The sequence below is a fragment of the Paramagnetospirillum sp. genome, assembly GCF_058402745.1.
The window spans coordinates 617,281-642,823 of record NZ_JBZVFI010000018.1 but is presented as its reverse complement, the minus strand read 5'-3'; the positions used below and the strand labels follow the sequence as shown (position 1 = coordinate 642,823).

At 68.5% G+C, this 25,543-nt stretch carries 22 protein-coding genes and 1 tRNA gene; 13 read left to right on the top strand and 10 right to left on the bottom strand.

Features of this window, described 5'->3' with window-relative positions:
- The first annotated feature begins 229 nt into the window (after positions 1-229).
- Positions 230-883 carry an NYN domain-containing protein gene (locus ACV4UZ_RS19045; protein ID WP_491602353.1) on the top strand — a complete coding sequence of 218 codons (654 nt, stop codon included), beginning with the start codon at positions 230-232 and terminating at the stop codon, positions 881-883.
- Positions 884-1,015: 132 nt separating this feature from the next.
- Here the strand turns inward: ACV4UZ_RS19045 and ACV4UZ_RS19040 are convergent.
- Together ACV4UZ_RS19040 and ACV4UZ_RS19035 are read right to left on the bottom strand one after the other, a co-directional pair.
- A tRNA-Thr gene (locus ACV4UZ_RS19040) sits at positions 1,016-1,091 on the bottom strand.
- 97 nt (positions 1,092-1,188) lie between these two features.
- A complete protein-coding gene (locus tag ACV4UZ_RS19035; protein WP_491602352.1) occupies positions 1,189-1,608 on the bottom strand; it encodes a tellurite resistance TerB family protein in 420 nt (139 codons plus the stop codon).
- Positions 1,609-1,705: 97 nt separating this feature from the next.
- Between ACV4UZ_RS19035 and ACV4UZ_RS19030 the strand changes: the two genes are divergently transcribed.
- The 3 genes from ACV4UZ_RS19030 to ACV4UZ_RS19020 are packed head-to-tail and all read left to right on the top strand — an operon-like array spanning position 1,706 to position 5,196.
- A complete protein-coding gene (locus ACV4UZ_RS19030; protein ID WP_491602351.1) occupies positions 1,706-2,077 on the top strand; it encodes a response regulator in 372 nt (123 codons plus the stop codon).
- Entirely contained in the window at positions 2,074-2,694 is a 621-nt protein-coding gene (locus tag ACV4UZ_RS19025; protein WP_491602350.1) for a chemotaxis protein CheC, read from the top strand. The genes ACV4UZ_RS19030 and ACV4UZ_RS19025 overlap by 4 nt, the downstream gene beginning before the upstream one ends.
- Complete coding sequence (locus ACV4UZ_RS19020) at positions 2,695-5,196, top strand: sensor domain-containing protein (RefSeq protein WP_491602349.1); 2,502 nt, start codon at positions 2,695-2,697, stop codon at positions 5,194-5,196. It abuts the gene before it with no gap.
- A 128-nt stretch (positions 5,197-5,324) separates the two neighbouring features.
- Here ACV4UZ_RS19020 and ACV4UZ_RS19015 read toward each other — a convergent pair whose 3' ends face one another.
- Entirely contained in the window at positions 5,325-6,605 is a 1,281-nt protein-coding gene (locus ACV4UZ_RS19015) for a DUF3422 family protein (protein WP_491602348.1), read from the bottom strand.
- A gap of 76 nt (positions 6,606-6,681) precedes the next feature.
- On the opposite strand from ACV4UZ_RS19015, the gene tldD reads away from it, so the two are divergent.
- Positions 6,682-8,115 (top strand): metalloprotease TldD, encoded by a 1,434-nt coding sequence (gene tldD / locus ACV4UZ_RS19010; RefSeq protein ID WP_491602347.1) that lies wholly within the window; start codon positions 6,682-6,684, stop codon positions 8,113-8,115.
- 188 nt (positions 8,116-8,303) lie between these two features.
- Positions 8,304-8,549 (top strand): hypothetical protein, encoded by a 246-nt coding sequence (locus ACV4UZ_RS19005; RefSeq protein ID WP_491602346.1) that lies wholly within the window; start codon positions 8,304-8,306, stop codon positions 8,547-8,549.
- Here the strand turns inward: ACV4UZ_RS19005 and ACV4UZ_RS19000 are convergent.
- The 3 genes from ACV4UZ_RS19000 to ACV4UZ_RS18990 form a co-directional block, all read right to left on the bottom strand.
- Positions 8,544-9,851: a CCA tRNA nucleotidyltransferase gene (locus tag ACV4UZ_RS19000; protein ID WP_491602345.1), complete on the bottom strand. Its 1,308-nt coding sequence runs from the start codon at positions 9,849-9,851 to the stop codon at positions 8,544-8,546. The genes ACV4UZ_RS19005 and ACV4UZ_RS19000 overlap by 6 nt on opposite strands.
- 121 nt (positions 9,852-9,972) lie before the next feature.
- Complete coding sequence (locus ACV4UZ_RS18995; RefSeq protein ID WP_491602344.1) at positions 9,973-10,668, bottom strand: NUDIX hydrolase; 696 nt, start codon at positions 10,666-10,668, stop codon at positions 9,973-9,975.
- Positions 10,617-11,162 carry a DUF1285 domain-containing protein gene (locus ACV4UZ_RS18990; protein ID WP_491602343.1) on the bottom strand — a complete coding sequence of 182 codons (546 nt, stop codon included), beginning with the start codon at positions 11,160-11,162 and terminating at the stop codon, positions 10,617-10,619. Before ACV4UZ_RS18990 ends, ACV4UZ_RS18995 begins: the two co-directional genes overlap by 52 nt.
- 43 nt (positions 11,163-11,205) lie before the next feature.
- On the opposite strand from ACV4UZ_RS18990, the gene ACV4UZ_RS18985 reads away from it, so the two are divergent.
- From ACV4UZ_RS18985 to ACV4UZ_RS18970, 4 genes are all read left to right on the top strand, one after another.
- Positions 11,206-12,198, top strand: a complete 993-nt coding sequence (locus tag ACV4UZ_RS18985; RefSeq protein WP_491602342.1) for an AAA family ATPase — start codon at positions 11,206-11,208, stop codon at positions 12,196-12,198.
- Between the two features lie 111 nt (positions 12,199-12,309).
- Positions 12,310-15,777, top strand: coding sequence for a double-strand break repair helicase AddA (addA, locus tag ACV4UZ_RS18980; RefSeq protein ID WP_491602341.1), 3,468 nt, complete (start codon positions 12,310-12,312; stop codon positions 15,775-15,777).
- 62 nt (positions 15,778-15,839) lie between these two features.
- Entirely contained in the window at positions 15,840-16,448 is a 609-nt protein-coding gene (locus tag ACV4UZ_RS18975) for a TetR/AcrR family transcriptional regulator (protein ID WP_491602340.1), read from the top strand.
- A 193-nt stretch (positions 16,449-16,641) separates the two neighbouring features.
- Positions 16,642-18,324: a methyl-accepting chemotaxis protein gene (locus ACV4UZ_RS18970; RefSeq protein ID WP_491602339.1), complete on the top strand. Its 1,683-nt coding sequence runs from the start codon at positions 16,642-16,644 to the stop codon at positions 18,322-18,324.
- On the opposite strand, the gene ACV4UZ_RS18965 is transcribed toward ACV4UZ_RS18970, so the two are convergent.
- Positions 18,299-19,183, bottom strand: coding sequence for a DMT family transporter (locus ACV4UZ_RS18965; protein WP_491602338.1), 885 nt, complete (start codon positions 19,181-19,183; stop codon positions 18,299-18,301). The genes ACV4UZ_RS18970 and ACV4UZ_RS18965 overlap by 26 nt on opposite strands.
- A gap of 155 nt (positions 19,184-19,338) precedes the next feature.
- Here ACV4UZ_RS18965 and ACV4UZ_RS18960 point away from each other — a divergent pair, with 155 nt between their 5' ends.
- Together ACV4UZ_RS18960 and ACV4UZ_RS18955 are read left to right on the top strand one after the other, a co-directional pair.
- Positions 19,339-20,115: a helix-turn-helix domain-containing protein gene (locus ACV4UZ_RS18960; RefSeq protein ID WP_491602337.1), complete on the top strand. Its 777-nt coding sequence runs from the start codon at positions 19,339-19,341 to the stop codon at positions 20,113-20,115.
- A gap of 278 nt (positions 20,116-20,393) precedes the next feature.
- Positions 20,394-22,100 (top strand): cytochrome D1 domain-containing protein, encoded by a 1,707-nt coding sequence (locus ACV4UZ_RS18955; protein ID WP_491602336.1) that lies wholly within the window; start codon positions 20,394-20,396, stop codon positions 22,098-22,100.
- Between the two features lie 84 nt (positions 22,101-22,184).
- Here the strand turns inward: ACV4UZ_RS18955 and ACV4UZ_RS18950 are convergent, their stop codons facing one another.
- Positions 22,185-23,207, bottom strand: coding sequence for a polysaccharide deacetylase family protein (locus tag ACV4UZ_RS18950; protein WP_491602335.1), 1,023 nt, complete (start codon positions 23,205-23,207; stop codon positions 22,185-22,187).
- Between the two features lie 88 nt (positions 23,208-23,295).
- On the opposite strand from ACV4UZ_RS18950, the gene ACV4UZ_RS18945 reads away from it, so the two are divergent.
- Entirely contained in the window at positions 23,296-23,886 is a 591-nt protein-coding gene (locus tag ACV4UZ_RS18945) for a malonic semialdehyde reductase (protein ID WP_491602334.1), read from the top strand.
- Between the two features lies 1 nt (position 23,887).
- Here ACV4UZ_RS18945 and ACV4UZ_RS18940 read toward each other — a convergent pair whose 3' ends face one another.
- Positions 23,888-24,673 (bottom strand): DUF4197 domain-containing protein, encoded by a 786-nt coding sequence (locus tag ACV4UZ_RS18940; protein ID WP_491602333.1) that lies wholly within the window; start codon positions 24,671-24,673, stop codon positions 23,888-23,890.
- Between the two features lie 2 nt (positions 24,674-24,675).
- Complete coding sequence (locus tag ACV4UZ_RS18935; protein ID WP_491602332.1) at positions 24,676-25,509, bottom strand: hypothetical protein; 834 nt, start codon at positions 25,507-25,509, stop codon at positions 24,676-24,678.
- Positions 25,510-25,543: the final 34 nt, after the last annotated feature.

Here is a 25,543-nt window from a genome sequence, read left to right as displayed (position 1 = left end):
TGCTTCATGGCGGGACGAGACGCCATGAGATGCCATGAGATATCCGGGTGTTATGGTTTCGGCTTGACTGTCGCGGGCGGGCTTGCCCATATTTCTCCTTACAGGGCGGGAACTGCCCGACGAAATAGACGAGAGAGCCGGCCCATTCCGACAACCCGCGATGCGGGGGCGAAAGCTAGGGAGTGGGCCGGCTCCAAGTCTTTCAAGAGCGCGCCACAGAGGAAATCGGATGCTCCGCCCGCTCTACGCCATCCTAATTGATGGTGGTTTCATCACTAAAAAGCTGCACGCCAAGCTCAAGCGAACCGCAAACGCTGACGACATCGTGACTGAATGTGGCCGGCTTCAGGCGCTGCCGGAAGTTGCGGATTATGAGCTGCTTCGCGTCTATTACTATGATGCGCCCCCATCCTCAGAGCAGGTTGCTAGGCCGGTGTCCCGGAAGCCTTATAACCTGGCATCGACGGAACGCTATCGTGCGGCGCAGAGCCTCCACGACCAGCTAGAATTGAAGCCGCATTTTGCCCTCCGCATGGGGGAGACGGTGCTCCCCCCTACCAAGTGGCGGATCAAAGAGCGGGTCGCCAATGACCTTGTGAAAGTGCCGAGAGAGTTGGCTGACGAGGACTTTGACCTCAACGTGAGCCAGAAGGGCGTTGACATGAGGGTTGGGCTCGACCTTGCCCGCCTAGCGCTCCGTGATATGGTCCGGGCCGTCATTGTGGTTACGGGGGATAGCGATTTCATCCCGGCGTTCAAGTTCGTGCGAAGAGAGGGTGTGAAGGTTATCCTCGACCCCATGGACCAGAACGTGCGCCGTGACCTTCGTGCCCACGCTGACCTTGTCGTCGAGCATGAGCGTGAAGTCCCCCACCGACAGTGACCAGGCGACGGCACGTACATAGGGTAACACCCCTGGGGTAACGCCCCCGTCGAATGTTACCCAATCCGTTACCCAAAACGCCCCAGAAATGGTCAAGGGGCCAGCGAATTACCGCTAACCCCTTGAAAAGAATGGTGCCGGCGAAGAGACTCGAACTCCCGACCCGCGCATTACGAATGCGCTGCTCTACCAACTGAGCTACGCCGGCACACGGCGGCGGCCGGCCCGAGCGGGCTGGCCGAGGGGCGGAAAGTAGCGCCGCTCCGGGGGATTTGCAAGACCCTGTCGCCACTCCGGTCCCACCGTCAGGCGTGAACCGGCAGGATGGCGAAGCGGGCCATGGCGCCGCGCTCGATGGCGGCGGCCGCCAGGCGGTCGATGTCCAGACGGTGACGGAACAATTCCAGCAGCCGCATGACCTCCTTGTGGGGGTCCCGGTCGGCGGCGGCCACGTCGCAGGCCAGGGCGTAGGCGGTCTCGCGCAGCTTCGGGGGCAGCGACACCTTGATCACGTCGAGAATCCGGTTCAGCCCGTCGTCGGAATCGAGAATCTCGGCACAGGCGGCGGTGGTCCGGGTCAGCAGATCCGGATCGTAGTCGCGGAAGATGGGCAGGAAGTTGACGATCTCGCCGATCATGCGCAATTCGGGGTCGGTCATGTCGCCGTCGGCGGCCGATACCATGACCATGACGTAGATAAGGGCCGCGTGGTGGCTGACCATCATTTCATTCTCCCGCGCCAAGCCTCGACCAGGACTTTACCCTTGCGGCGCGGCAAGGCGTCAAGCATAGATTTGTATGGTCTCTTGCCGGAGTGAAATCATGACGAGCCGCACCGTGCTACTGGTCGATGACAGCCGGGTCGCCCGCATGATGACCCGTTCGGTGGTGGAGAAGTTCTGCCCGGGCTGGACCATCCAGGAAGCCACCTCCGGCGAGGAGGCGCTGGACATGGCCCTTGCCTCGCCCCCCGACTTCGTCCTGATGGACGTCAACATGCCCGGCATGGGCGGGCTGGAAACCGCCCGTCTGTTCCGCCAGCGCATCCCCTCGGCGGCGTTGTCGCTGCTGACCGCCAACATCCAGGATTCCGTCCGCGAAGAGGCGACGCGTCTGGGCATCGGTTACATCGCCAAGCCGCTTCGCGACGAGTTGCTGGTCCGCTTCCTGACCGGCGGAGGCGGGGCGCCATGACGGAGATCATCGGCGCGCTGGAACGCGATGCCGTCGAGGAAATCCTGAACGTCGCCATCGGACAGGCGGCGGCCTCCCTGTCGCGCATGGTCCGCGACCAGATCGCCCTGTCGGTGCCGTTCATCGAGTTCCTGTCCCCGTCGGTGGCGGCGGAGCGGCTGGACGGCGCCACCGCCGGCGCCGAGTCGGTGGCGGTGCGCCAGCACTTCTCCAGCAGCTTTTCCGGCGACATCCTGCTGATCTTCCCCGAACGGCGCAGCCTGGATCTGGTGCGGTCCATGCTGGGCGACACGGTCCCCATGAATTCACTCACCGAACTGGAGCAGGAGGCCCTGCTGGAGGTGGGCAACGTCATTCTCAATGCCTGCCTCGGCAGCCTGGCCAACCAGCTGGGCCTGGTCATCGAAAGCTCGCTGCCCATCTACCTGCGCGGGCGCGGCGCCGGCATCCTGGAGGCCAAGCACCCGGACACCGAGCTGGTGATGTTCCTGCAGGTGGATTTCTCGCTGGCGGCCCGGGGCGTCCAGGGCTACCTCGCCTTCGTCATGGACATCGTCTCGGCCCGGCACTTCGCCGACGCGGTCTCGGCCTATGTCTCCAGGGTCATCGGGGGCTAGATGGGCACGCAGGTCTCCGACACCTTCCTGCGGACCCTGACCGACGCCACGGAGATGGGCTTCATCCTGCTGGACGGCGAGGGCCGCACCGTCCTGTGGAACGCCTGGGTGGTGGAAGCGTCGGGCATTCCGGCGGCCGAGGCGCTGGGCCGCACCATTCCGGAAATCTTTCCTGCCCTGGCCGAAAGCCGCATCGCCGAGGCCATCGACCAGGCGCTGAACAGCGGGCTGGCCGCCATGCTGTCGTCGTCGCTCAACCGCACGCTGTTTCCCCTGGAGCGCAAGGGCGCCCGCCCCGACCGGCGCGAGGCCATGCACCAGATCGTGGTGATCAAGCCGCTGGATGCCGGCGGGCGGCGGGCCGGGCTGATCCAGATCTTCGACGTCACATCCATGGCCTCGCGCGAGGCGCTGCTGCGCCAGCAGGCCCGCACCATGGAGGCGCTGGCCGAGAACTACCGCCTGTCCGAGTTGCACAACCGGGCCATCGTCGACAACACCGCCGACGCCATCGTCACCTTCGGCGACGACGGGGCCATCGGCACCTACAACCCGTCCGCCGAGCGCATCTTCGGATATGCGCCCCCCGAGATCGTCGGCAAGCCGGTGACCCTGCTGATCCCCGAGCTGACCGAACCCGATACCTTCCTCGACCATCGCACCGAGGTGACGGGGGTGCGCAAGATCCGCGCCCGCTTCCCCCTGGAGCTGTCGCTGGCGGCCATGGAACTGGGCGGCCAGCGCCTGTTCGTCGCCATCGGCCACGACATCACGCTGCGCAAGGCCAACGAGGCGGAGCTGCGCAATCAGAAGGAATGGCTGACCACCCTGATCAATGCCATGCCCGACCTGATCTGCTTCAAGGACGGCAAGGGACGCTGGCTGGTGGCCAACCAGTTCTACCTGGATCTGGTGGGGCTCGCGGGGGTGGATTACGTCGGGCGCACCGGCCAGGAGCTGGCCCGGCTGTCGCACAATTTCCAGGAATTCCTCACCACCGCCAAGGAGACCGACGAGCGCGCCTGGAAGGACGGCAAGCCGCTGACCTACGAGAAGGCCATGGAGACCCCCACCCGGGGCACCAAGGTCTTCGACATGCTGAAGATTCCGCTGTTCAACCCCGATGGCAGCCGCCGCGGCCTGGTCCTGGTCGGCCGCGACGTCACCGAGCGCAAGCTGGCCGCCGCCCGCATCCAGCACCTGGCCCACCACGATTCGCTCACCGACCTGCCCAACCGGGTGCTGTTCCAGGAGCGCCTGCGGCAGAATCTGGCCCAGGCCAAGCGGTCGGGCTGGAAGCTGGCCCTGATGTTCCTCGACCTCGACAAGTTCAAGGACATCAACGACACGCTGGGCCACCACGTGGGCGATCTTCTGCTGCGCGCCGTGGCCAAGCGCCTGACCCGCTGCGTGCGCGAGACCGATACGGTGGCGCGGCTGGGCGGCGACGAATTCGCGGTGATCCTCACCAATCTCGACGACATGGAAGGCGCGTCGCGGGTGGCGGAAAGCATCATTGCCGGCATCGCCGACCCCTTCGGCCTGGACGAGCACGAGGTGCGCACCAGCACCTCCATCGGCATCACCCTCTTTCCCGACGACGCCTCCGACGCCGACCAGCTGCTGAAGAACGCCGACCTCGCCATGTTCCGCTCCAAGGCCGAGGGGCGGAACAACTACCATTTCTACGTGGCGCAGATGGATGCCGAGGTCCGCGCCCGCAAGATCATCGAGCACGACCTGCGCCAGGCGCTGGGCACCGACCAGCTGGAGCTGCACTACCAGCCGCTGATCGAGATGAGTACCCGGCGCATCGTCGGCTGCGAGGCGCTCTTGCGCTGGCGCCACCCGACGCGGGGCTGGATTCCGCCGGGCGAGTTCATCCCGATCATCGAGCGTTCCGACCTGATCGGCCCGCTGGGCCGCTGGATTCTGCACCGCGCCTGCCTGCAGGGCCGCGAGTGGCTCCGGGAAGGGCTGGAGCCCCTGAAGATCGCCGTCAACCTGTCGCCCGCCCAGTTCAAGCAGACCCAGAGCGTCATCACCATGGTGGCCGACATCCTGGCCCAGACCGGGCTGGCCGCCGATCAGCTGCAGCTGGAGATCACCGAGGGCATCGCCATGCAGAACGTGGATGCCACCATCGAGGTGCTGCAGGGCCTGCGCGCCATGGGGGTGGTGATCTCCATCGACGATTTCGGCACCGGCTATTCGTCGCTCAACTACCTGAAGCGCTTCCCGGTGGACAAGCTGAAGATCGACCGCTCCTTCGTGGTGGACATCGGCCTGCACCCCGACAACGCCGCCGTGGTGGAAGCCATCGTCAATCTCGGCCACTCGCTGGGAACCCGGGTCAACGTGGAAGGCATCGAGACCCAGGAGCAGTTGGACTTCCTTCAATCCCACAAGGTGGACGAGGCCCAGGGCTTCTTCTTCAGCAAGGCGGTTCCCGCCGACCTTTTCGCCGAACTGGTCCGCACCAAGAGCCCCTGGCCGCTGTAATCATACCAGCCGGCCCATGAACTGACCTGTCATGCTGAGGCGAAGCCGAAGCATCTTTCAGGTACAAGTGGTTCCGCTCGCGGCTGAAAGATCCTTCCGCCCTTTGGGCGTCAGGATGACAAGGCAGGTCACTCGCCCTTGTGGTTCAGCGCCTTCCGCAATCGCCGCACCCCCAGCCACACGGCGCCCGCCACCACCGGCAGGCCGATCAGCCCGGCCAGGTCGTAATCCACCGGCAGCCCCACCGATTTCAGCCCCTTGGCGAGATAGCCGATCAGGCCCAGCAGGTAATAGCTGATGGCCACCACCGACAGGCCCTCCACCGTCTCCTGCAGGCGCAGCTGCAATTCCGCCCGCCGGTTCATGGAGTTCAGCAGGTCGCGGTTCTTCTCCTCCAGCGCGATGTCCACCCGGGTGCGCAGCAGGTCGCCGGCCCGCGATACCCTCGTCGCCAGCAATTGCTGGCGCTCGGACACCGAGTCGCAGGTCTTCATGGCGGGGCCCAGGCGCCGGTCGATGAATTCGGCGAAGGTCTGCAGGCCGGGGATGCGCTCTTCCCGCAATTCCTCGATGCGGCGGCAGACGATGGCGTAATAGGCCTTGGCCGCCGACAGGCGGAAGCTGGTGGCGGCGTCCAGCCGCTCCGCCTCGGCGGCCAGACGGGTGAGGTGCTCCAGCAGCTCGCGGTCGTTCTGCTGCACGGCCGGATCGGCCAGCTGGCTGACGATGCCGGCCAGCTCACGGTCGATGCGGGCGATCTCGGGGGCCGACTGGCGGGCCAGGGGAAAGGCCAGCAGCGCCATCATGCGGTAGGTCTCGATCTCGAGGAGGCGCTGGACCAGCCGTCCGGTCTGGCCCCGGCTGAGGCCGCAATCCTTCAGCACCACCCGGGAGAAGCCGTCGGCGTGCAGGCGGAAATCGGTCCAGGCCTCGCCGGCGCCCCACAGCACCTTGGACCCCACCAGGGAATTGCCGTCGAACAGCGGCCCCAGATCGGCGGGCAGCTCCCTGGCCACCAGCACGTGAACGGCGGTCATGGCCTCGCCCGGGATGGCTTCCAGCCAGTCGCGGGGCATGAGGTCCAGCGCGGTGGCGGCGAAGCCGTCGTCGAACGGGTCGAAGCGCATCACCGTATAGGTGGAGAATTCCGAATGCCGCTCCCAGCGCAGACGCAAGCCGCCCAGGTCGCGGATGAAGTACCCCGCGCCGTCGCCCGGCGGCTCGGCGCCGTGGCTGGCCAGCAGGCGGGCCAGATGTTCGCGCTCGGCATCGGGGTCGGCGTGGACCATGGCCAGTTGCGAGGCCCGCACCGGAGCGGACAGCATCTCGTAGGGCCGGGCGTGGACTTCGCCGGCCAGGCCGCGCCGCTGGGCATGTTCGTTGAGCCGGATTGGCAAGCCTTCGGCCATTGCCCATATGTCTCCGATAAGAGATGCTTGGATTTCCAGGTTTACACCAACCCGTCCCCTTCCGTCAGGAGCCTTTATGTCCAACCTCGCCGTGGCCCAGGACCTGTTCTTCACCCAAACCGGCCTCGATGCGGACGCATTGCGCCGCATCGTCGCCGAGGCGCTGGCCGGTGCCGACGACGGCGAACTGTTCCTGGAATACCGGCAGTCGGAATCCCTGGTGCTGGACGACGGCCAGATCAAGAGCGCCAGCTTCGACACCACCCAGGGCTTCGGCCTGCGCGCCGTGGCGGGCGAGGCCCACGGCTACGCCCACGGCTCCGACCTGTCGGAAGCGGCCATCCGCCGCGCCGCCGCCACGGTGCGCGCCGTGCGTTCCGGCCATTCCGGCACCATGGCGGCAGCGCCGGTGGCCGGCGCCCGGGCGCTGTACACCGAGGTCAATCCGCTGTCCCAGGTGCCCTTCGAGGACAAGGTGCGGCTGCTGGAGGAGATCGATTCCTATACCCGCGCCAAGGACAATAGGGTGCGGCAGGTGACCGCCTCCCTGGCCGGGTCGTGGCAGGCGGTGACCATCCTGCGGGCCGACGGCACGCTCGCCGCCGACATCCGCCCCATGGTGCGCCTCGGCGTCAACGTGGTGCTGGCCGAAGGCGATCGCATGGAGACCGGCGGCCACGGCATGGGCGGGCGCATCGGCTATGGCGGGGTGATGGGGCTGGCCGACTGGCACCATTGCGCCGACGAGGCGCTGCGCCAGGCCTCGGTCAATCTGGGCTCGGTGCCTGCTCCGGCCGGCGAGATGCCGGTGGTGCTGGGCAACGGCTGGCCCGGCGTCATGCTGCACGAGGCGGTGGGCCATGGCCTGGAAGGCGATTTCAACCGCAAGGCCACCTCGGCCTTCACCGGCAAGGTCGGGGCCCGCGTCGCCTCGCCCGGCGTCACCGTGGTGGACGACGGCACCATTCCCGACCGGCGCGGCTCGCTGTCCATCGACGACGAGGGCACCCCCACGTCCCGCACCGTGCTGATCGAGGACGGCATCCTGGTGGGCTATCTCCAGGACCGCATGAACGCGCGGCTGATGGGTGTCGCCGCCACCGGCAACGGAAGGCGGCAATCCTATGCCCACGCCCCCATTCCGCGCATGACCAACACCTTCATGCTGGCGGGAGACAAGGACCCGGCCGAGATCGTCGCCTCGGTGCCGCGCGGCATCTACGCCGTCAATTTCGGCGGCGGCCAGGTGGACATCACCAACGGCAAGTTCGTGTTCTCGGCTTCCGAGGCCTATCTGATCGAGAACGGCAAGCTCGGCCCGGCGGTCAAGGGCGCCACCCTGATCGGCAACGGCCCCGACGCGCTCACCCGCGTCACCATGATCGGCAACGATCTGGCGCTCGACCCCGGCATCGGCACCTGTGGCAAGGACGGCCAGGGCGTGCCGGTGGGCGTGGGCCAGCCGACCCTGCGCATGGACGGGCTGACGGTGGGGGGGACGGCCGTATAAATACCTAGATAAGGTGCGGACATTAACCCTTCCGTCGAAGAACCATTTGTAAACGGCCATGGTTCATGACGTTTGCATATACGCATGCCCCAATGCCCGCATCATTTTCATGGGATAATCTTAACTGGGTTGAAGGGGGGAGGCGCCATTGGCGGTCTCCCCTTTATTGTCCGGTGAGGTTGTTCAATATGGTGAAAATTGGCCCCAAAGAAGGCCCTTGTGGTTGGGAGCAGCGTTCGCTTCCGCTGGACGTGGACGAGCTGCATCAGGTGTTGAACTGCGCCTCGGGGCGCGGCTGCAATCAATGCGTGAAGTGTAGCGAGCTGGCCCTGGAACAGATGCTGCGGCAGGCCCGTCAGAAAGGTCGCGGCGTGGTGCTCGGGCTCGAGCGCCTGGAGGCCGATATGGAATTCGCCGGCGCTTTCGGCCTATGACCGCCCTGCCATGAGGTCCCTCAGCTTGTCCAGGCACCGGGCGCGATCCGGGCGGTAATCCAGATCCTCCCACCAAGCGTCCAAGGCGGAGAGAAGTCCGCCGATTTCGGGGCCGTGCGGCACCCCCATTTCCAACAGATCGCGTCCTTTCACCGGCAATTCCACCGGCACCCAGTCGCGTGCGGCGTCCAGCAGGGCGGACCAGCGCTCGGAATCGGCGGCATCGGGCCGCGCCTCCAGGGCACGTCGCGCCGCCCAGGCCACCATAACCAGATCCCGGAACTCGTCGCTCCCCACCTTGCGCAAGGCCCGACGGATGGCGGGCGCGTCCATGGAGGAATCCACCAGGATTCGGGGTTCCGCCATGGCCGCCACCCGTTTGGCCTGAACGCCGGACAGTTTCAGCCGCTCGCCCAGCGCCAGGGCGCCGGCCCGATCCGTCACCAGCAAGGCGGCCAGACGCCGCATGGCATCGGGGCGGATTTCGGGGCGGGCCAGCCCCCGGTGTTCCAGCCAGGCCAGGGTGCGCAGCCGCCCGAACTCGCCCGCCTCGGGCAGGATGTGGGCCAGGATGCCGTGGCTGTGCATGACCAGCAGCGACGGCGTCGGGTCGTCGGCCAGCAGCAGGCGGACCAGTTCCCCCGCCACCCGCTCGCCCGAAAGCCCCTCCAGCCGTCCGGCCATGCGGCGGCAGGCATTCAGCGCCCGCGTCTCCATGGCGATGCCACGGCCGTAATGGGCGTGAAAGCGGAAGAAGCGCAAGAGGCGCAGCGCGTCCTCCTCGATGCGCTTCTCCGGCTCGCCCACGAAGCGCACCCTTCCTGCCGCCATGTCGGCGATGCCGTCGAAGGGGTCGTAGACGTTGCCATCCGGGTCGGCGGACAGGGCGTTCATGGTGAAGTCGCGCCGCGAGGCGTCGGCCCGCCAGTCGTCGGTGTACTCGATGCGGGCGTGGCGGCCGAAGCTCTCCACGTCGACCCGAAGGGTGGTGATCTCGTAATGGGCCTTGCCGATCACCGCCGTCACCGTGCCGTGGTCGATGCCGGTGGGAATGGCGTGAATTCCCACGTCGTCCAGCAGCGCCAGCACCCGCTCGGGCGGGTCGGGGGTGGCGATGTCGATGTCCCGGATGGGACGCTTCAGGAGCGCGTCGCGCACGCAGCCGCCGACGAAGCGCACCCGGGCGCCATCGGCCTGCAAGGCCGCCACCACGGCGCGGGTCTCGGGCGCGTCCATCCACTCCTGCGGCCCCAATAGACCGATGGGATCGCCGGGATTGAGGTGGAGGCGGGTGTTGCTCATGCGCCCCCCAGCCTGTCATCCCGAGCGTCGGCGAGGGATCTCCGCTTGGGACGTCGGTCCCAATTCTGAAAAATCCCGCCAGGATGAGATCCCTCGGCTGCGCTCGGGACGACAGTCATGGTCATTCCGGGATCCCGTCCCCGTCACGGGGCATCAGCACTTCGAACAGGTTGACCAGGATGCCGGCGGTGGCGCCCCAGATCAGCCTGTCCTGCCAGGTGATCGCCCAGAAGGGCCGCTGCATGCCGCGCACCTCGCGGCTTTGCAACTGGTGGTTGGCCTGGTCCAGGATGAAGGCAAGCGGCACCTCGAACACCTCGGCCACCTCGAAGGAATCGGGGGCGAGCGTGAAGGGCGGGTCGATGATTCCCACCAGCGGCGTGATGACGAAGCCGGTGCCGGTGACGTAATCGTCGAGGCGCCCCAGCAGCCGCACCTTATGGCGGTCCAGACCCGTCTCCTCCTCGGTCTCGCGCAGCGCGCAGGTGGCGAAGTCGCCCCTGTCCTCGGGCTCGAGCCGGCCGCCGGGAAAACTGATCTGGCCGGGATGATGGGCCAGATGATTGGTGCGCTTGGTCAGCATCACCGTCACCCCCCCGTCGCGCTCCACCAGGGGAACCAGCACCGCCGCCGGAGTCAGGGTGTCGTCGTCGATGGGGGCTCCGGGGCGGATGGCACCGCCCTGGACCAGGGATTCCAGGGCCGAGTCGCCCCGTCCGCGCGGGTCGAACCCGTCGGCCAGTTTGCGCGCGATCACCTCGCGCGTCAGTCGGGAAGCTCCAGCCTCCCCAATGGAAAAAAGCTCCCGCTGCTCCATAGGCCGTAAACTGCTTCTCCCTCCCGGTCCTCCTCCCATCCCAGGGCGACCAGTTCGTAATAGACCGAGCGGCTGAGCCGCGCCTCGATTCCCTCGCGCACCGTGACGTAGGGCGACGGCTCCCCCGAGCCCTCGGCCTCCGCGATGCGAAGCGGATGGTCCCTGTCCACCGTGACCATCTCGTCCATGTTGGTGCGGAAACTGACCACCATGTCGCGGCCGGACCCGCAGGTGAACATCTCGACCGCCAGGAAGGGGACGTCATCCACCTGGATACGGCCCATCTCGCCCGGCGTGATCAGAAGGTAACTGCCATCCCTGGCGCGGTACAGCACCGAGGCGAACAGGCAGACCATCTCTTTGCGGTTGATCGGCGAGCCATGGTAGAACCAACGTCCCTGCCGGTCGATGCGGATGCCGAGATCGCCGCAATATTCGGGCAGCCGTCCCGGGTAGTCCACGTCGGGAGGGGCATCGGTCAAAGGCTGGTTCACTCGGCCGCTCCTGCAGTCTTCTTCCCGCGCGAGGCGCCACCCCATGACACCCCACACCAGTTCCGCCGCCCCGCCCGACGACATCGCCGCCCTCGACACCCGTCTGGCCGAAGCCCGCGCCGCCATCGGCCGCGTCATTTTCGGTCAGGACGAGGTCATCGACCAGAGTCTTATCACGCTGCTGGCGGGGGGTCACGCCCTGTTGATCGGCCTGCCCGGCCTGGCCAAGACCCGGCTGGTGCACACCCTGGGGGTGGTGCTGGGCCTGGACGACAAGCGGGTGCAGTTCACCCCCGATTTGATGCCCCCCGACATCCTGGGCTCCGAGGTGCTGGAGGAAGGGTCCGGCGGGGCGCGCGCCTTCCGCTTCATCCCGGGGCCGGTGTTCTGCCAGCTCCTGATGGCCGACGAGATCAACCGCGCCGGCCCTCGCACCCAGTCGGCCCTGCTGCAGGCCATGCAGGAGCATCACGTCAGCGTGGCCGGCGCCCGCCATGACCTGCCCCGGCCGTTCCACGTGCTGGCCACCCAGAATCCGCTGGAGCAGGAGGGCACCTATCCCCTGCCCGAGGCGCAGCTGGACCGCTTCCTCATGCAGATCGACGTGGGCTATCCCGACCGGGAGTCCGAGCGCCGCATGCTGATCGACACCACCGGGGCGCGATCGGCCGAGCCGGAACGGGTCATGGCCGCCGCCGACCTGCTGGAAGCCCAGGCGCTGGTGCGGCGCATTCCGGTGGGCGATGGGGTGGTGGAGTCCATCCTGACCCTGGTGCGCCAGGGGCGGCCGGAAAGCACTTCGCTGGATCTGGTCCGCCGCGCCGTGGCCTGGGGGCCGGGGCCGCGCGCCGCCCAGGCGCTGATGCTGGCCACCAGGGCACGGGCCCTGCTGCAGGGCCGCCTGTCGCCGTCGGTCGATGACGTCCGGGCGCTGGCCGCGCCCATCCTGCGTCACCGCATGGCGCTGGGCTTCGCCGCCCGGGCCGACGGCATCACCCTGGCCCAGGTGATCGAGGCTCTGGAAGGCACTCTATGAGCGAGGCCTTCCATGGGTTTGTCATGATGAGCGTCAGCGAAGCATCTTTCAGCCGCTATTGCCTGAAGGACCCTTCGCCTGCGGCTCAGGGTGACAGGTAGGGGGAACCCCATGACAGACGCCCCCTCCCTTCTTTCCCAGGACGCCGACCGGCGCCAGCGCCGCGCCGCCGACGCGACAGCCAGCGTCTGGGTGGCGGCCAGTGCCGGCACCGGCAAGACCAAGGTGCTGACCGACCGGGTGCTGACCCTGCTGCTGGCCGGCACGCCGCCCCACAAGATCCTCTGTCTCACCTTCACCAAGGCCGCCGCCGCCGAGATGTCCAACCGCATCGCCGGGCGGCTGGGCAAATGGGCGACGGCGCGGGACGAGGATCTGGCCGGCGATCTGGAGCGTCTGCTGGGCCGCCTGCCCTCGGCCGGCGAGATGACCGGGGCGCGCCGCCTGTTCGCCGCCCTGCTGGACGCGCCGGGCGGCATGCACATGGAGACCATCCACGCCTTCTGCCAGTCGCTGCTCCGCCGCTTTCCCCTCGAGGCGGGCATCGCGCCGCACTTCCAGGTGATGGACGACCGCGACGCGGGCGAGTTGCTGGAAGCCGCCAAGCTGGAGGTACTGGCCCTTGCCCGTGAGGGCACGGGGGAACTGGGCGGCGCCCTGGCCCTGGTGACGGGCCGCGTCCACGAAACCGCCTTTCCCGAGCTGATGGGGGAACTGACCGCCGAGCGCGGCCGGCTGGAGCGGCTGCTGGACCGCCACGGCGGGGTGGAGGGCGCGCTGGCCGCGCTCGGTGCCCGGCTGGGGCTGGAGACGGGCGACACTCCGGAAACCTTGCTGGCCTGGGCGGCGGACGAGGCCCATTTCGACGGCGAGTCCCTGCGCGCCGCCGTGTCCGCTTTGCTGACCGGTTCGGATTCCGATCGCAAGCGCGGAGAGGCCATGGCCCGGTGGCTGGCCGATCCGGCGGGGCGAAAGGAGGGCTTCGCCGCGTGGTCGGCCCAGTTCCTGACGGCCGAGGGCTCCATCCGCAAGACCCTGGCCACCAAGGCGGTGCGCGACGGCTTCCCCGGCGTGGAGGCCGCCATGCTGGCCGAGGCCGAACGGCTGCTCCGCCTGGGCGAGAGGCTCAAGGCCGCCCGCATCCTGGAGGCGACGGGAGCGCTGCTGACCTTGGGCGACGCCCTGCTCGGGTCCTACCGCCGGGCCAAGGCCGTCCGCGCCCTGATGGATTACGACGACCTGATCCTGAGCGCCCGCGACCTGCTGGCCCGGCCCGGCGTGGCGCCCTGGGTGCTCTTCAAGCTGGACGGCGGCATCGACCACGTGCTGATCGACGAGGCCCAGGACACCAATCCCGACCAGTGGGCAGTGGTGGAGAAGCTGACCGAGGAATTCTTCGCAGGGCGCGGCGCGCGGGACACCCTGCGTACCGTCTTCGCGGTGGGCGACGCCAAGCAGTCCATCTATTCCTTCCAGCGCGCCGACCCGCGCGAGTTCGAACGCATGCGCGAGGCCTTCGCCGCCCATGTGCCCGCCAGCGGCGGCGTGTGGGACGAGGTGGCGCTCAACCTGTCCTTCCGTTCGGCCCCCGCCGTGCTCGACGCGGTCAACGCCGTGTTCGCGCCCGGCAGGCCGGGCCGCGACGGGGTGGCCGGGGACGAGGACATCACCCATCTGCCCCACCGTTCGGGACAGGCCGGGCGGGTGGAGGTGTGGCCCGCCGTCGAGCCGCGCCCCGCCGACGAGACCCCCGCCTGGAAGCCGCCGGTGGAGCGCATCCGGGGCGATTCGCCCCGCACCCGGCTGGCCCGGCTGGTGGCGGGTCGCATCCGCGCCATGATCGACGGCGAGATGCTGGAGTCCAAGGGCCGCCCGGTGCGGGCCGGCGACGTGCTGGTGCTGGTGCGCCGCCGGGGCGGCTTCGTCGAGGACCTGGTGCGCGAGCTGAAGACCCGCAAGGTCGAGGTGGCGGGTGCCGACCGCATGGTGCTGACCGAGCAGATGGCGGTGATGGACCTGATGGCGCTGGGCCGGTTTCTGCTGCTGCCCGAGGACGACCTGACGCTGGCCACCGTGCTGAAGGGGCCGCTGGTGGGCCTGACCGAGGACCAGCTGTTCACCCTGGCCCATCATCGCGGCAAGGATGTGGGGCTGTGGGAGGCGCTGCGCCAGGGCGTGGCCGACGAAGCGGGCGCGTTCGAAACCGCCTTCCGGCGGCTCTCCGACCTGCTGGCCCAGGCCGACCGCGTCTCGCCCCACACCCTGTATGCCCGGGTGCTGGGGCCGCTGGGCGGGCGCAAACGCCTGCTGGCCCGCCTGGGCCTCGAGGCCGAGGATGCCATCGACGAGTTCATGGCGCTCTCGCTGGTTTTCGAGCGCGCCCATCCGCCGTCGCTGCAGGGCTTCCTCCACTGGCTGGAGGCCGGCGCGCTGGAGATCAAGCGCGACCTGGAGCAAGGGGGGCGCGACGCCGTGCGCATCATGACCGTGCACGGCTCGAAAGGCCTGCAGGCTCCCATCGTCTTTTTGCCCGACACCATGCAGGTGCCCGCCCGCTCGCCCCGGCTGCTGTGGCTGGGCGACGGCGAGGACGAGCTTCCCGCCTGGCCGCCCCGGGCCGAGGACATGGATTCCGTCTGCCGCCAGGGCGCGCAGGCACGCAAGCTGGCGCGCGAGCGGGAATACCGCCGCCTGCTCTACGTCGCCATGACCCGGGCCGAGGACCGGCTGATCGTCTGCGGCTGGCGCGGCCTGAAGGCGGCACCCGAAACCTGTTGGCACGCTCTGGTGCGCGATGCCCTGGCCCCCACCGCCCTCGAATTCGCCGATCCGTTCCTGGCCGGGGCGGGAGAGACGGCGGAGGGGCCGGTGCTGGTGCTGGCCAATGCCCAGACCGCTCCGGCCGAACGGAGCAAGAGCGCCGACGCGGGCGACCGCCCGCCCTCGCCGCTGCCCGACTGGGCGCTGGTCGCGGCCGAGGCCGAGCCGGTGCCGCCCCGGCCGCTGGCCCCCTCGCGGCCCGAGGGCGAGGAGCCGACCGTACGCTCGCCCCTGACCGAACTGGACGGAAGGCCGCGCTGGCAGCGGGGCCGGCTGATCCACCGCCTGCTGCAGACCATGCCCGACCTCGCCCCCGCCGAGCGGTCGCGGGCCATGCTCCGCTTCCTGTCGCGCCCGGCCTTCGGCCTGGAGACCAGGGAGAGGCTGGACATCGCCAACGAGGTCTCGGACATCCTCGACCATCCCGGGCTGGGGGTGCTGTTCGGCCCCGGGTCCAGGGCCGAGGTGCCGCTGGTCGGGCGCATCGGCAACCGGGTGGTCTCCGGCCGGGTCGACCGGCTGGCGGTGAGCGAAACCGAGGTGATCGTCGCCGATTACAAGACCAACCGCCGCCCGCCCGCCACGCCGGACGAGGTCCCGGAAATCTATGTGCGGCAGATGGCCGCCTACCGCCTGGCCCTGGCCTGCATCTATCCCCGCCACCGGGTGCGCTGCGTGCTGGTGTGGACCGATGGCCCCCGCCTGACCGAGATCGAGCCCGCCCGCCTGGACGATTCCCTGGCGGGGCTGGTGGAATAGCCCCAAGATTTTTCTTCCCAAAACTGAACCGGGTGGTTTAGTTTTTGCCCATGGAAGGCACCATGACCAAGACCCGGACCCGGTCCAAACCCTCGGCCAAGCGGGAAGCCATTCTCGACGCCGCCCAGCGTCTGTTCCTGGACGAAGGCTACGCCGCCACCAGCATGGACGCGGTGGCCGCCCGGGCCGGCGTGTCCAAGGCGACCATCTACGCCCATTTCGACAGCAAGGACCAGCTGTTCGCCGCCATCATGCACCGCCGCTGCGAGGCGTCGTTCGTCTTCGCCACCCCCGACGACAGCTTCGATGCGGCCAGGACCTTCACCACCTATGCCGAGCGGCTGCTCACCCTGCTGATGACGCCCGACGCCTTGGCGCTCTACCGGGTGGTGGTGGCGGAATCGGTCCGCACCCCGGAACTGGCCCAGGCCTTCTACGAGACCGGCCCGGCCCGGGGCAAGGCGGCCATCTCCGCCTCGGTGGCCCAGCTCCAGGCCAAGGGCGAACTGGCGGCCGACGCCGACCCCATGGTGATCGCCGACCAGTTCATCGGCATGCTCCGCGCCGAGACCTATCACCGCGCCCTGCTGGGCCTGCCGCCGGGCCGCTCCACCGGCGAGACCATCGGAGCCGCCGTCCGGACCCTGCTCCGCGCCTACGGCAAACGGTAGAACCCCCTATTCCCTTCGACGCGATACATCCCTCCAAGGGATAGCGCGGCATATTATTGTTGTTATGAACAACAGTTCTATGTGACAACATATGTAACGATGCCGCCCGGACCAACCAGGGACGGCCGAAGAGAACAAACGGGAATCAGGCTTCATGGCCCGCCGGCGCGCCCGGCCGGGCGAGGGAGGAGTCATGCGTCTGGCAGATGTGAGAATCGGCGTGCGTCTGTTCGCCGGGTTCGGGCTGATGATCGCCGTCACCGGGGCGCTCGGCCTGTTTTCGAGCCTGCAGCTGCGGTCCATTTCCGGCCATACCGAGCTGCTGTACCGCCATCCCTTCACCGTCTCGACGGCCTTGTCCGAGGCCGATGGCGGCATCATCGCCATGCACCGGGCCATGAAGGATCTGGCGCTGGCCTTCGAGGACAGCGACATCGCCAAGGCCGAAGCCGCCATCGACGCGGCGGAAGCGCGGGTGATGAAGAAGCTGGACGCGGCGCGCGAGCGCTTCCTGGCCGACCGCGCCGTCTTCGACCAGCTGGGCAAGGCCCTGGCGGCGTGGAAGCCCATCCGCTCCGAGATCGTCGAGATGATGAAGCAGGGCCGCAGCGTGGAGGCCGCCGATCTGACCAAGGGCGCGGCGGCCAGGCAGGCCGAGGTGATCCAGGGCCTGATGGCCTCGGCCATCGCGCTGGCCGCCGAGGATGCCGCCCGCTTCCGCGAGCGCGCCGAAAGCGAGCAGCGGAGCGCCGGCTTCTCGCTGCTGGCCTCGTTCCTGGCCTGCGCGGGATTCGGCCTGTGGCTGGCCTTCCGGGTGACCCGTTCGCTGACCAGGCCGCTCGAGGCGTTGCGGGCCTGCATGGCCACCATGGCCACCGGCGATTACGGGGTCATGGTGCCGGGCGGCGAGCGCAAGGACGAGATCGGCGCCATGGCCCGCACGCTGGACGTCTTCGCCGAGAACGGCCGCCAGATGGGACAACTGGCCGAGGAGCGCCGGCAGGCCGATTCCCGCGCCTCGGCGGAACGCCGCGATGCCCGCCTCGCCCTCGCCTCGGAATTCGAGGAAAAGGTGACCACGGTCATGACCCGGCTGTCCGAGGCGGCGGCCGAGATGAGCCGCGCCGCCCAATCCATGTCGGGGGTGGCGACCGAGGCCTCGGGTCAGGCCGGCTCGGCCCGAAGCGCCGCCGGCACCGCCTCGGACAACGTGCGGCAGGTGGAAGAGGCCGCCCTCGATCTCTCCCGTTCCATCGCCGCCATCGAGCGGCAGGTGGCGTCGTCGTCCACCACCACCCTCGAGGCGGTGGGCAAGGCCGAGCGCGCCTCGGCCAACGTCGCCGGGCTGGCCAGCGCCGCCGGACGGATCGGGCAGGTGGTGGAACTGATCACCACCATCGCCAAGCAGACCAACCTGCTGGCCCTGAACGCCACCATCGAGGCAGCCAGGGCGGGCGAAGCGGGCAAGGGCTTCGCCGTGGTGGCGGGCGAGGTCAAGAACCTCGCCAACCAGACGGCCAGGGCCACCGACGAGATCTCGTCGCAGATCGCCCAGGTCCAGGCCGCCACCGACGAGGCGGTGTCGGCCATCGGCGACATCGTGCGCACCATCGGCGAGATCAGCCGGGCGGTGGAATCCATCACCCAGGCGGTGGCCGAGCAGCAGAGCGCCACCCATCGCATCGCCGACAGCGTCGGCCGCGCGGTGGGCGGCACCGAGGAGGTGGTGGGCAGCGTCGGCCGCGTCGCCGCCGCCGCCGCCCAGGCCGGTGACGCCGCCGCCCTGGTGCGGGGTCAGGCGGACGGCGTGGCGCGTCGCACCGACGACCTGATGGGCGAGGTGGGTGCCTTCATCGCCGGGATACGGAAGGGATGAGGGGAAGGGCGATGGCCGCCAGCACCAGGACGATGCCCGACAGGTGATGGAGGCCCGGCGCCTCCCCCAGGACCAGGGCCGAGAGCAGGGCCGCCGCCACCGGCATCAACGCGGTGGAGACGGCCGCCTCGGCCCCGCCCAGGCGGGCCGCCCCGGCGTACCACAGCACGAAGCCCAGGATGGTGGGCACCAGGGCGTGCCAGAGGATGGCCGCCCAGGCGGAAGCGGGCACCGCGCCCCACTCCACCCCCGGCACCTCGGCCAGGGCCAGGGGCAGGGTGATCAGCAGGCCCAGCAGGCACATGGCGGCCGAGAGCGCCACCGGCGACAGCCGGGTCCGCATCGCCCTGTTGAGCAGGACGAACACCGCCTCTCCGGCCATGGCGCCCAGCAGCAGCAGGTTGCCGAACCAGGTGCCGCCGCCTGCCGTGGTCTCGCCCAGGCTCAGGCTGGCGGTGCCCAACCCGGCCAGCAGAACGGCGCCCCACCCCCGCCGGTCCATGCCGCCGCCCGGCAGGGCCAGGGACAGCAGGCCGACCAGGGCGGGCAGGGTGCCGGCGATCACCGCCGCGTCGGTGCCGCCGGTATGGCGGAGGCCCGCCAGCATCAGCACCGAGAAGCCCAGGCTGCCGGCCGTCGCCTGGGCGAGCAGGATCAGGCGGTCGCCTCCCGCCGGCCATATCCGGTCCCCCCGGGCCATGGCCCAGGGAACCAGCACCAGGGCGGCCAGCCCGTAGCGCAGGGCGGCGGCGATGAACACCGGCAACCCCGCCCCCGCCAGCTTGGACGCCACCACCACGCTGCCGGCGCTGGCCATCCCCAAGCCGCAACACAGCCAGCCGATCCGCTTCGAGTTCATGATCTCCTCCGCGGTCCAGGCTAGGGCGGCGACCCGGGGCGGTCTTGGACGCCAGGAGCATGGGAGGCGTCAAGATCGTTCAAGACAGCAGGACGGCAACGGCGCTACCGTTACGCATGGAATGCGACCGGATCCGCCTGTGGGCGGCGGCGGACATGGGTGGACTCGGGATGCTGGAAGCCAGCTTCGGCCGCCAGTCCTGCCCGCGCCACAGCCACGACACCTACGGCATCGGCGTGGTGCATGCCGGCGCCAACCGATTCACCTATCGCGGCGGCCTGCACGTGGCGCCCAGGGGCTTCGTCTGCACCGTCACCTATGACGAGGTCCATGCCGGCGAGGTCACCGCCGAGGGGCTGGCCTATCGCTGCCTCTACCCCGCCCCCGCCCTGGTCACCGATGTGGCCGCCGAGCTTCGGGAGCACACCGAGAACCGCGTCTTCGCCCTGCCGCCGGTGATCGGCGACGAGGTGGCGGCCGGGCTGGTGAACGCGGTGTTCGCCGCCGAGCATGGCCGGGAGCTGCTGCTCACCCGCCAGACGCTGCTGGCCGCCCTGCTCGCCCGGGTGCTGGTCCGCCACGCCGTCGAGCGGGTCGAGCCCCGACGCATCGACGCCAATGGCCGGGCGGTGGCCCTGGCCCGCGCCTACATGCATGACCATCTGGCCGACAACCTCTCGCTGGAGCGACTGGCCGAAGCGGCGGGAACGCGGCCCTTCCGCCTGATCCGCGGCTTCAAGCGCCTGCATGGACTGCCGCCCCACGCCTATCTCACCCAGTTGCGGGTGTGGCGGGCCAGGGACATGATCGCCGCCGGCAGCCGCCCCGCCGATGCCGCCGCCGCCGTCGGCTTCGCCGACCAGAGCCACCTCAACCGCCACTTCAAGCGTATCCTCGGGATCACCCCCGGGCGCTATGGCGTTCAGGCTTGAGCGAAATCAACTGATAAACATCAAGGAAAAATGGGACGGACTCGGGGAGGCCGTGATGGGGCTCGGCATGGCGGCCTCTCAGTTCAGCCGACATGATATTAATCAATATTGAATGACTATAATTGTATAAGTTTACTTTTGCAGCACTTGGCATAATATTGATGTTTGTCATTTGATGAACATCAAATACTTATCGTTTGCTTGATTCATTCCCACATGATGAATAAGGTCTCCCCCGCCGGGATTGCCGGTGACTATGATTTGCCCAGGGGAAACCGATGAAGGCAGCGACTTGGATGATGGCGGCACTGGCGGCCGCATGGGCCGGGACGGCCGTGGCGGCGGAGAAGCCCGCCCATGGCGCCGGCGAGCATTACGAGACCAGCGGCGACGTGCTCCGCACCACTCCCATGACCCAGCCGGGCGCCCAGCCCGGACCGCAACTGACCGCGGCCGAGTTCGACAAGGCCAAGCAGATCTATTTCGAGCGCTGCGCCGGCTGCCACGGGGTGCTGCGCAAGGGCGCCACCGGCAAGCCGCTGACCACCGACATCACCCGCGAGCGGGGCTTCGACGCGCTGAAGGCCTTCATCACCTATGGTTCGGCCGCCGGCATGCCCAACTGGGGCAGTTCGGGCCAGCTGACCGAGGCCGAAGTGGACCTGATGTCCAAGTACCTGCTGAACGAGCCGCCCCAGCCGCCCGAATTCGGCATGGACGAGATCAAGGCCACCTGGAAGGTGGTGGTCTCCCCCGAGCAGCGGCCCAAGAAGAAGCTGAACAACCTGGACCTCACCAACCTGTTCTCGGTGACGCTGCGCGACTCGGGCGAGATCGCCCTGATCGACGGCGCCTCCAAGAAGATCGTCAGCATCATCAAGACCGGCTATGCCGTCCACATCTCGCGCATTTCCGCGTCGGGGCGCTATCTCTACGTCATCGGCCGCGACGCCAAGATCAACCTGATCGACCTGTGGATGGAAAAGCCCGAGACGGTGGCCGAGATAAAGATCGGCATGGAGGCCCGCTCGGTCGAGACCTCCAAGTTCAAGGGCTTCGAGGACAAGTACGCCATCGCCGGCGCCTACTGGCCGCCCCAGTTCGTCATCATGGACGGCAACACCCTGGAGCCGAGGAAGATCGTCTCCACCCGCGGCATGACCGCCGACAGGCAGGAATACCACCCCGAACCGCGCGTCGCCTCCATCGTCGCCTCCCACTACAAGCCGGAATTCGTGGTCAACGTGAAGGAAACCGGCCTGATCATGCTGGTGGACTATTCCGACATCAGGAATCTCAGGATCACCTCCATCGAGGCCGAGCGGTTCCTGCATGACGGCGGCTTCGATTCCACCAAGCGCTACTTCATGGTGGCCGCCAACGCGCGCAACAAGATCGCCGTGGTCGATACCAAGGAGGACAAGCTGGTGGGCATGGTCGAAGTGGGCGCCACCCCCCATCCCGGCCGCGGCACCAATTTCGTCCACCCCAAGTTCGGCCCCGTCTGGGCCACCGGCCATCTGGGCGACGACAGCGTGGCGCTGATCGGCACCGATCCCAAGAATCACCCCAAGCAGGCCTGGACCAAGGTGGCCTCGCTGACCGGCCAGGGCGGCGGCTCGCTGTTCCTGAAGACCCATCCCAAGTCCAGGAACCTGTGGGTCGATACCACCTTGAATCCGGACGCCGACGTGGCGTCCTCCATCGCCGTCTTCGACATCAACAACCTGGACAAGCCCGCCGAGGTGCTGCCCCTGGCCAAGTGGGCCGGCATCACCGACGGCGCGCCCCGCGTCGTCCAGCCCGAGTACAACAAGGCGGGCGACGAGGTGTGGTTCTCGGTGTGGAACGCCAAGGACAAGGTCTCGGCCATCGTGGTGGTTGATGACAAGACCCGCAAGCTGAAGTCGGTGATCAAGGATCAGCGCCTGGTCACGCCGACCGGCAAGTTCAACGTCACCAACACCCTGCACGACGTGTACTGATCACGTTCGAAAACGGGTCGGGGGCGGCTTTTCCACGGGCAGAGCCGCCCTTCGTCGTGCCGGAAGGGGAACCTCAGCCGCCGGTCACGGCACCGAGAATTGCCATCCGAACCAGCGCCAGCGCCCTTCCAGGGTGGGCACGGTGCAGTTGAGCCGCGTCCGGCCCGAGGGCAGGGGCTTGGACATGCGCACCTCGACGCGCGGCCCCAGGCGTTCCACCTTGAGCTGGCCCTGATGGGAGGCGAAGCACGACAGCCCGTCGATGCCGGTCACCTCCTCGGCCAGGGTGAAGCCGAAGGCGGGGGGATTGGCCTTGATGGCCGGGTCTTCCGGCGTGACGTCCACCGCCGGCAGCGGCAGCGAGCGCACCGCCAGCCGGAAACGCTGCTGGTCGCCATAGGCCGAGCTTTGGGCGAAACGGGGCAGGAAGAAGGGATCGCCCTTGGCCCAGACGGCCCCCGAATGCTGGCCGAAGGCGGCGGCGAAACCGGAACGGCGCAGCACGTCCTCGGCCTCGGCGCTGGCCTCGCCCCACGGCCAGGCGAACAGTTCGGTGCCCCGGCCCAATTCCTTGTTGAGGCGGGCATTGGCGCGGACAAGGTCGGCGGCCATCTGCTCGGCCCCCACCTTGGGCAGCCGCAGCCGCGCCGCCCCCTGGGTGCCGATTCCCACGCCGGCGGCGGCCAGCTCGCGCAGCTGGCTCCAGGTCATCACCTCGGCGCCGCCGCGATCCACCTCGTCGGTGGCCAGGAACAGGGTGACGGGGAAGCCCGCCTTCCTCAGCAGCGGCCAGGCGTGGGTGTAAAAGCCGGTCGAGGCGTCATCGACGGTGATGGCCACCGCCTTGTCGGGCAAGGGGCGGCCGCCGCGCAGCGCCGAGACGATCTCGGCCAGGGGCAGCACCGTGTAGCCGCCGCCCTTCAGCTCGGCCACATGGGCCGCCAGCAATTCCGTGGTGGTGTTGAGGGCGGGGACCCTGTCGTCGTCGAAGCGGTGATAGACCAGCACCACGGCGGAATCGGCCGCCCGGGCGGCGGAGCCCCACACCGGCAGGATTCCGGCCGCCGCCAGCCCCAGCAGCAGCGCCAAGACAACAGACTGTTTCACGCTAGCCCCCTGTCGGGCGCCGCTCCGGGCGCCTACATTGTCGATGTTTGCCCCATTCGCGGGTGAAAATTCAAGAGAAGAGGCGAGCATGACAGATATTCTCGACGACGCGGCCCGTGAGATACTGTTCCGCGCCGCGCGCACCCATTCGAAATTCCACGACAGGCCGGTGGACGACGCCCTGCTGCGCCAGGCCTGGGATCTGGCCCGCATGGGACCGACCAGCGCCAACTGCCAGCCGGCCCGCATCGTCTTCGTGCGCTCGGCCGAGGCCAAGCAGCGCCTGAGGCCCGCCCTGGCGCCGGGCAATGTGGACAAGACCATGGCGGCGCCGGTCACCGCCATCATCGGCCACGACATGGAATTCTACGAGACGCTGCCCACCCTGTTCCCCCATGCCGACGCCCGGTCGTGGTTCGTGGGCAACGAGACGCTGATCCAGTCCACGGCGTTCAGGAACGGCACCCTGCAGGGCGCCTATTTGATCCTGGCGCTCCGCGCCCTGGGCCTGGATTGCGGCCCCATGAGCGGCTTCGACAACGCCAAGGTGGACGAGGCCTTCTTCGCCGGCACCGCCATCCGCTCCAACTTCCTGGTCAATATCGGCTACGGCGATCCCGCCGGGCTGTATCCCCGGGGGCCGCGCCTGGACTTCGCCGAGGCCTGCCGGGTGGAGTAGATCAGCCCCCGAACACCTTCTTCAGCAGGTCGGTGGAGCGGCTGGCCGGATTGGTGCGGATGGCCGCTTCCTCCTGGCCGAGATACTTGAAGATGCCCGCCAGCGCGTAGTCGAGCACGTGGTCGGTCAGCATGGACGGACCGGCCTTCAGCGCGTCGCCCACCATGGGCAGGCCCTGGGCGGCCCCGGCCATGCTGGAATAGGACTGCACCGCGCCCGACTGGGCCACGGTGCCGTCCACCACGGGGCGCATGGCGGTGCGCAGGTCGGGGCTCATGGTGCGCTTGAAGTACTGGGTGGCGGCGTCCTGGGGGCCGTTGAGGATGCCGCGCGCGTCGTCGAGCGTCATCTTCTGCACCGCGTCCCAGAAGATCTGCCTGGCCTTGGGCGTGGCGGCCTCGGCGGCGCGGTTGAGCTTCAGCTCCAGGTCGTCCACCATCTGGGACTTGCCGGCCAGGGCCAGACCCTGGCGGACGGTGGCCAGCTTGTCGGGCAGCGGAATGTGGACCGAAGGATCGCCGTTGAAGCCGTCGGCGCGGCCCAGCCGTCCGGTGACCTTGTCGGCGGCAACGCGCAGCGCCTCCTTGAGGCCGGAGCCGATCTCCGAGGTGGACAGAGACGAGCCCGCCGAGCCGCCGCCCGAGGACGAGGCCCCCGTTCGCTGTTGCAGTTCCTGCTTGATCATCCCCTTGCCCAGGTCCATCAGCCCGCCCTGGGCCAGGACGGGGGAGGCGCACAGCAGCACGGCCGCGGCGCACAGGCACGCGGTCTTGGGCGAACGGGTCATGATCAGGCCTCCAGGACTTGCAGGATGGCGCCATCGGCGCCGAAGCAGGCGGCGGTCAGGGTGCCGCCCTGGCCGGACCCCGAATCCAGGGTGACGGCGAAGGGGCCGAAGGCCTTGCCGCCATGGCGGCGGTCGGCGCCGCGCACCACCAGCTTGAAGCCGGAATAGGGCTCGTCCATTCCGGCGAACAGGCTGGATCCCCACCAGAAGGCGTCCACCTGGGCCGAGAGCGGCCGCGTAGGATCGAGACCGGCATGGGTGAACAGCAGGGCGTTGTCGTCGGTGAAGGCGGCGTGCTTCAGCACGCTCATCAGGGTGGTGTGGCCGTCATGGTTGCGCATGGTCTGGCGCAGCTGGCTGGTCCAGCGGGTCAGGGCCAGGATGCCCTCGCGGATGGCGTTGCCGCCTTCCTCCACCGTGCCGCCATAGGCGGCGATGGTCGGCGCGATGCCGTGATCGACCATCCAGCGCAGTACCTCGGCGGGATTGGGGGCGAACTGCAATTGCAGCAGCTTCTGCCACATCTCTTCCTGGGTGCCGCGCAGGTAGACAACGTCGTCCACCTCCACCCCGGGGATGGCGATGAAGGCGCGGCGGAAGGTCAGCAATTCGTCGATGGTCTCGAGCACCGGAGCGCCGCAGCCGAGGTAATCGCCGAGATAGACCAACTGGTCGCCCGGCCGCAGATCCTGGGCCATGCGGGCGTGCAGGGCGCACAGCCGCGCGTGCTCGCCCCTGATGGCGGCGACGGCCCAGATGCGGCCGCCGCCCCTCAGGGTGGCGAAGACGTTGGAATCAGCCAGTGTCGTGGACGGCCGTTCGGCTTCGACGTTCATCAATCCGCTCGGGTTTCGCAACCGGACGACATGG

Coding starts and splice junctions, on each gene's coding strand:
- ACV4UZ_RS19045 (WP_491602353.1), top strand. CDS start 230: ATGCTCCGCCCGCTCTACGCCATCCTAATTGATGGTGGTTTCATCACT.
- ACV4UZ_RS19035 (WP_491602352.1), bottom strand. CDS start 1,608: ATGATGGTCAGCCACCACGCGGCCCTTATCTACGTCATGGTCATGGTA.
- ACV4UZ_RS19030 (WP_491602351.1), top strand. CDS start 1,706: ATGACGAGCCGCACCGTGCTACTGGTCGATGACAGCCGGGTCGCCCGC.
- ACV4UZ_RS19025 (WP_491602350.1), top strand. CDS start 2,074: ATGACGGAGATCATCGGCGCGCTGGAACGCGATGCCGTCGAGGAAATC.
- ACV4UZ_RS19020 (WP_491602349.1), top strand. CDS start 2,695: ATGGGCACGCAGGTCTCCGACACCTTCCTGCGGACCCTGACCGACGCC.
- ACV4UZ_RS19015 (WP_491602348.1), bottom strand. CDS start 6,605: ATGGCCGAAGGCTTGCCAATCCGGCTCAACGAACATGCCCAGCGGCGC.
- tldD (WP_491602347.1), top strand. CDS start 6,682: ATGTCCAACCTCGCCGTGGCCCAGGACCTGTTCTTCACCCAAACCGGC.
- ACV4UZ_RS19005 (WP_491602346.1), top strand. CDS start 8,304: ATGGTGAAAATTGGCCCCAAAGAAGGCCCTTGTGGTTGGGAGCAGCGT.
- ACV4UZ_RS19000 (WP_491602345.1), bottom strand. CDS start 9,851: ATGAGCAACACCCGCCTCCACCTCAATCCCGGCGATCCCATCGGTCTA.
- ACV4UZ_RS18995 (WP_491602344.1), bottom strand. CDS start 10,668: ATGGAGCAGCGGGAGCTTTTTTCCATTGGGGAGGCTGGAGCTTCCCGA.
- ACV4UZ_RS18985 (WP_491602342.1), top strand. CDS start 11,206: ATGACACCCCACACCAGTTCCGCCGCCCCGCCCGACGACATCGCCGCC.
- addA (WP_491602341.1), top strand. CDS start 12,310: ATGACAGACGCCCCCTCCCTTCTTTCCCAGGACGCCGACCGGCGCCAG.
- ACV4UZ_RS18975 (WP_491602340.1), top strand. CDS start 15,840: ATGACCAAGACCCGGACCCGGTCCAAACCCTCGGCCAAGCGGGAAGCC.
- ACV4UZ_RS18970 (WP_491602339.1), top strand. CDS start 16,642: ATGCGTCTGGCAGATGTGAGAATCGGCGTGCGTCTGTTCGCCGGGTTC.
- ACV4UZ_RS18965 (WP_491602338.1), bottom strand. CDS start 19,183: ATGAACTCGAAGCGGATCGGCTGGCTGTGTTGCGGCTTGGGGATGGCC.
- ACV4UZ_RS18960 (WP_491602337.1), top strand. CDS start 19,339: ATGGGTGGACTCGGGATGCTGGAAGCCAGCTTCGGCCGCCAGTCCTGC.
- ACV4UZ_RS18955 (WP_491602336.1), top strand. CDS start 20,394: ATGAAGGCAGCGACTTGGATGATGGCGGCACTGGCGGCCGCATGGGCC.
- ACV4UZ_RS18945 (WP_491602334.1), top strand. CDS start 23,296: ATGACAGATATTCTCGACGACGCGGCCCGTGAGATACTGTTCCGCGCC.
- ACV4UZ_RS18940 (WP_491602333.1), bottom strand. CDS start 24,673: ATGACCCGTTCGCCCAAGACCGCGTGCCTGTGCGCCGCGGCCGTGCTG.
- ACV4UZ_RS18935 (WP_491602332.1), bottom strand. CDS start 25,509: ATGAACGTCGAAGCCGAACGGCCGTCCACGACACTGGCTGATTCCAAC.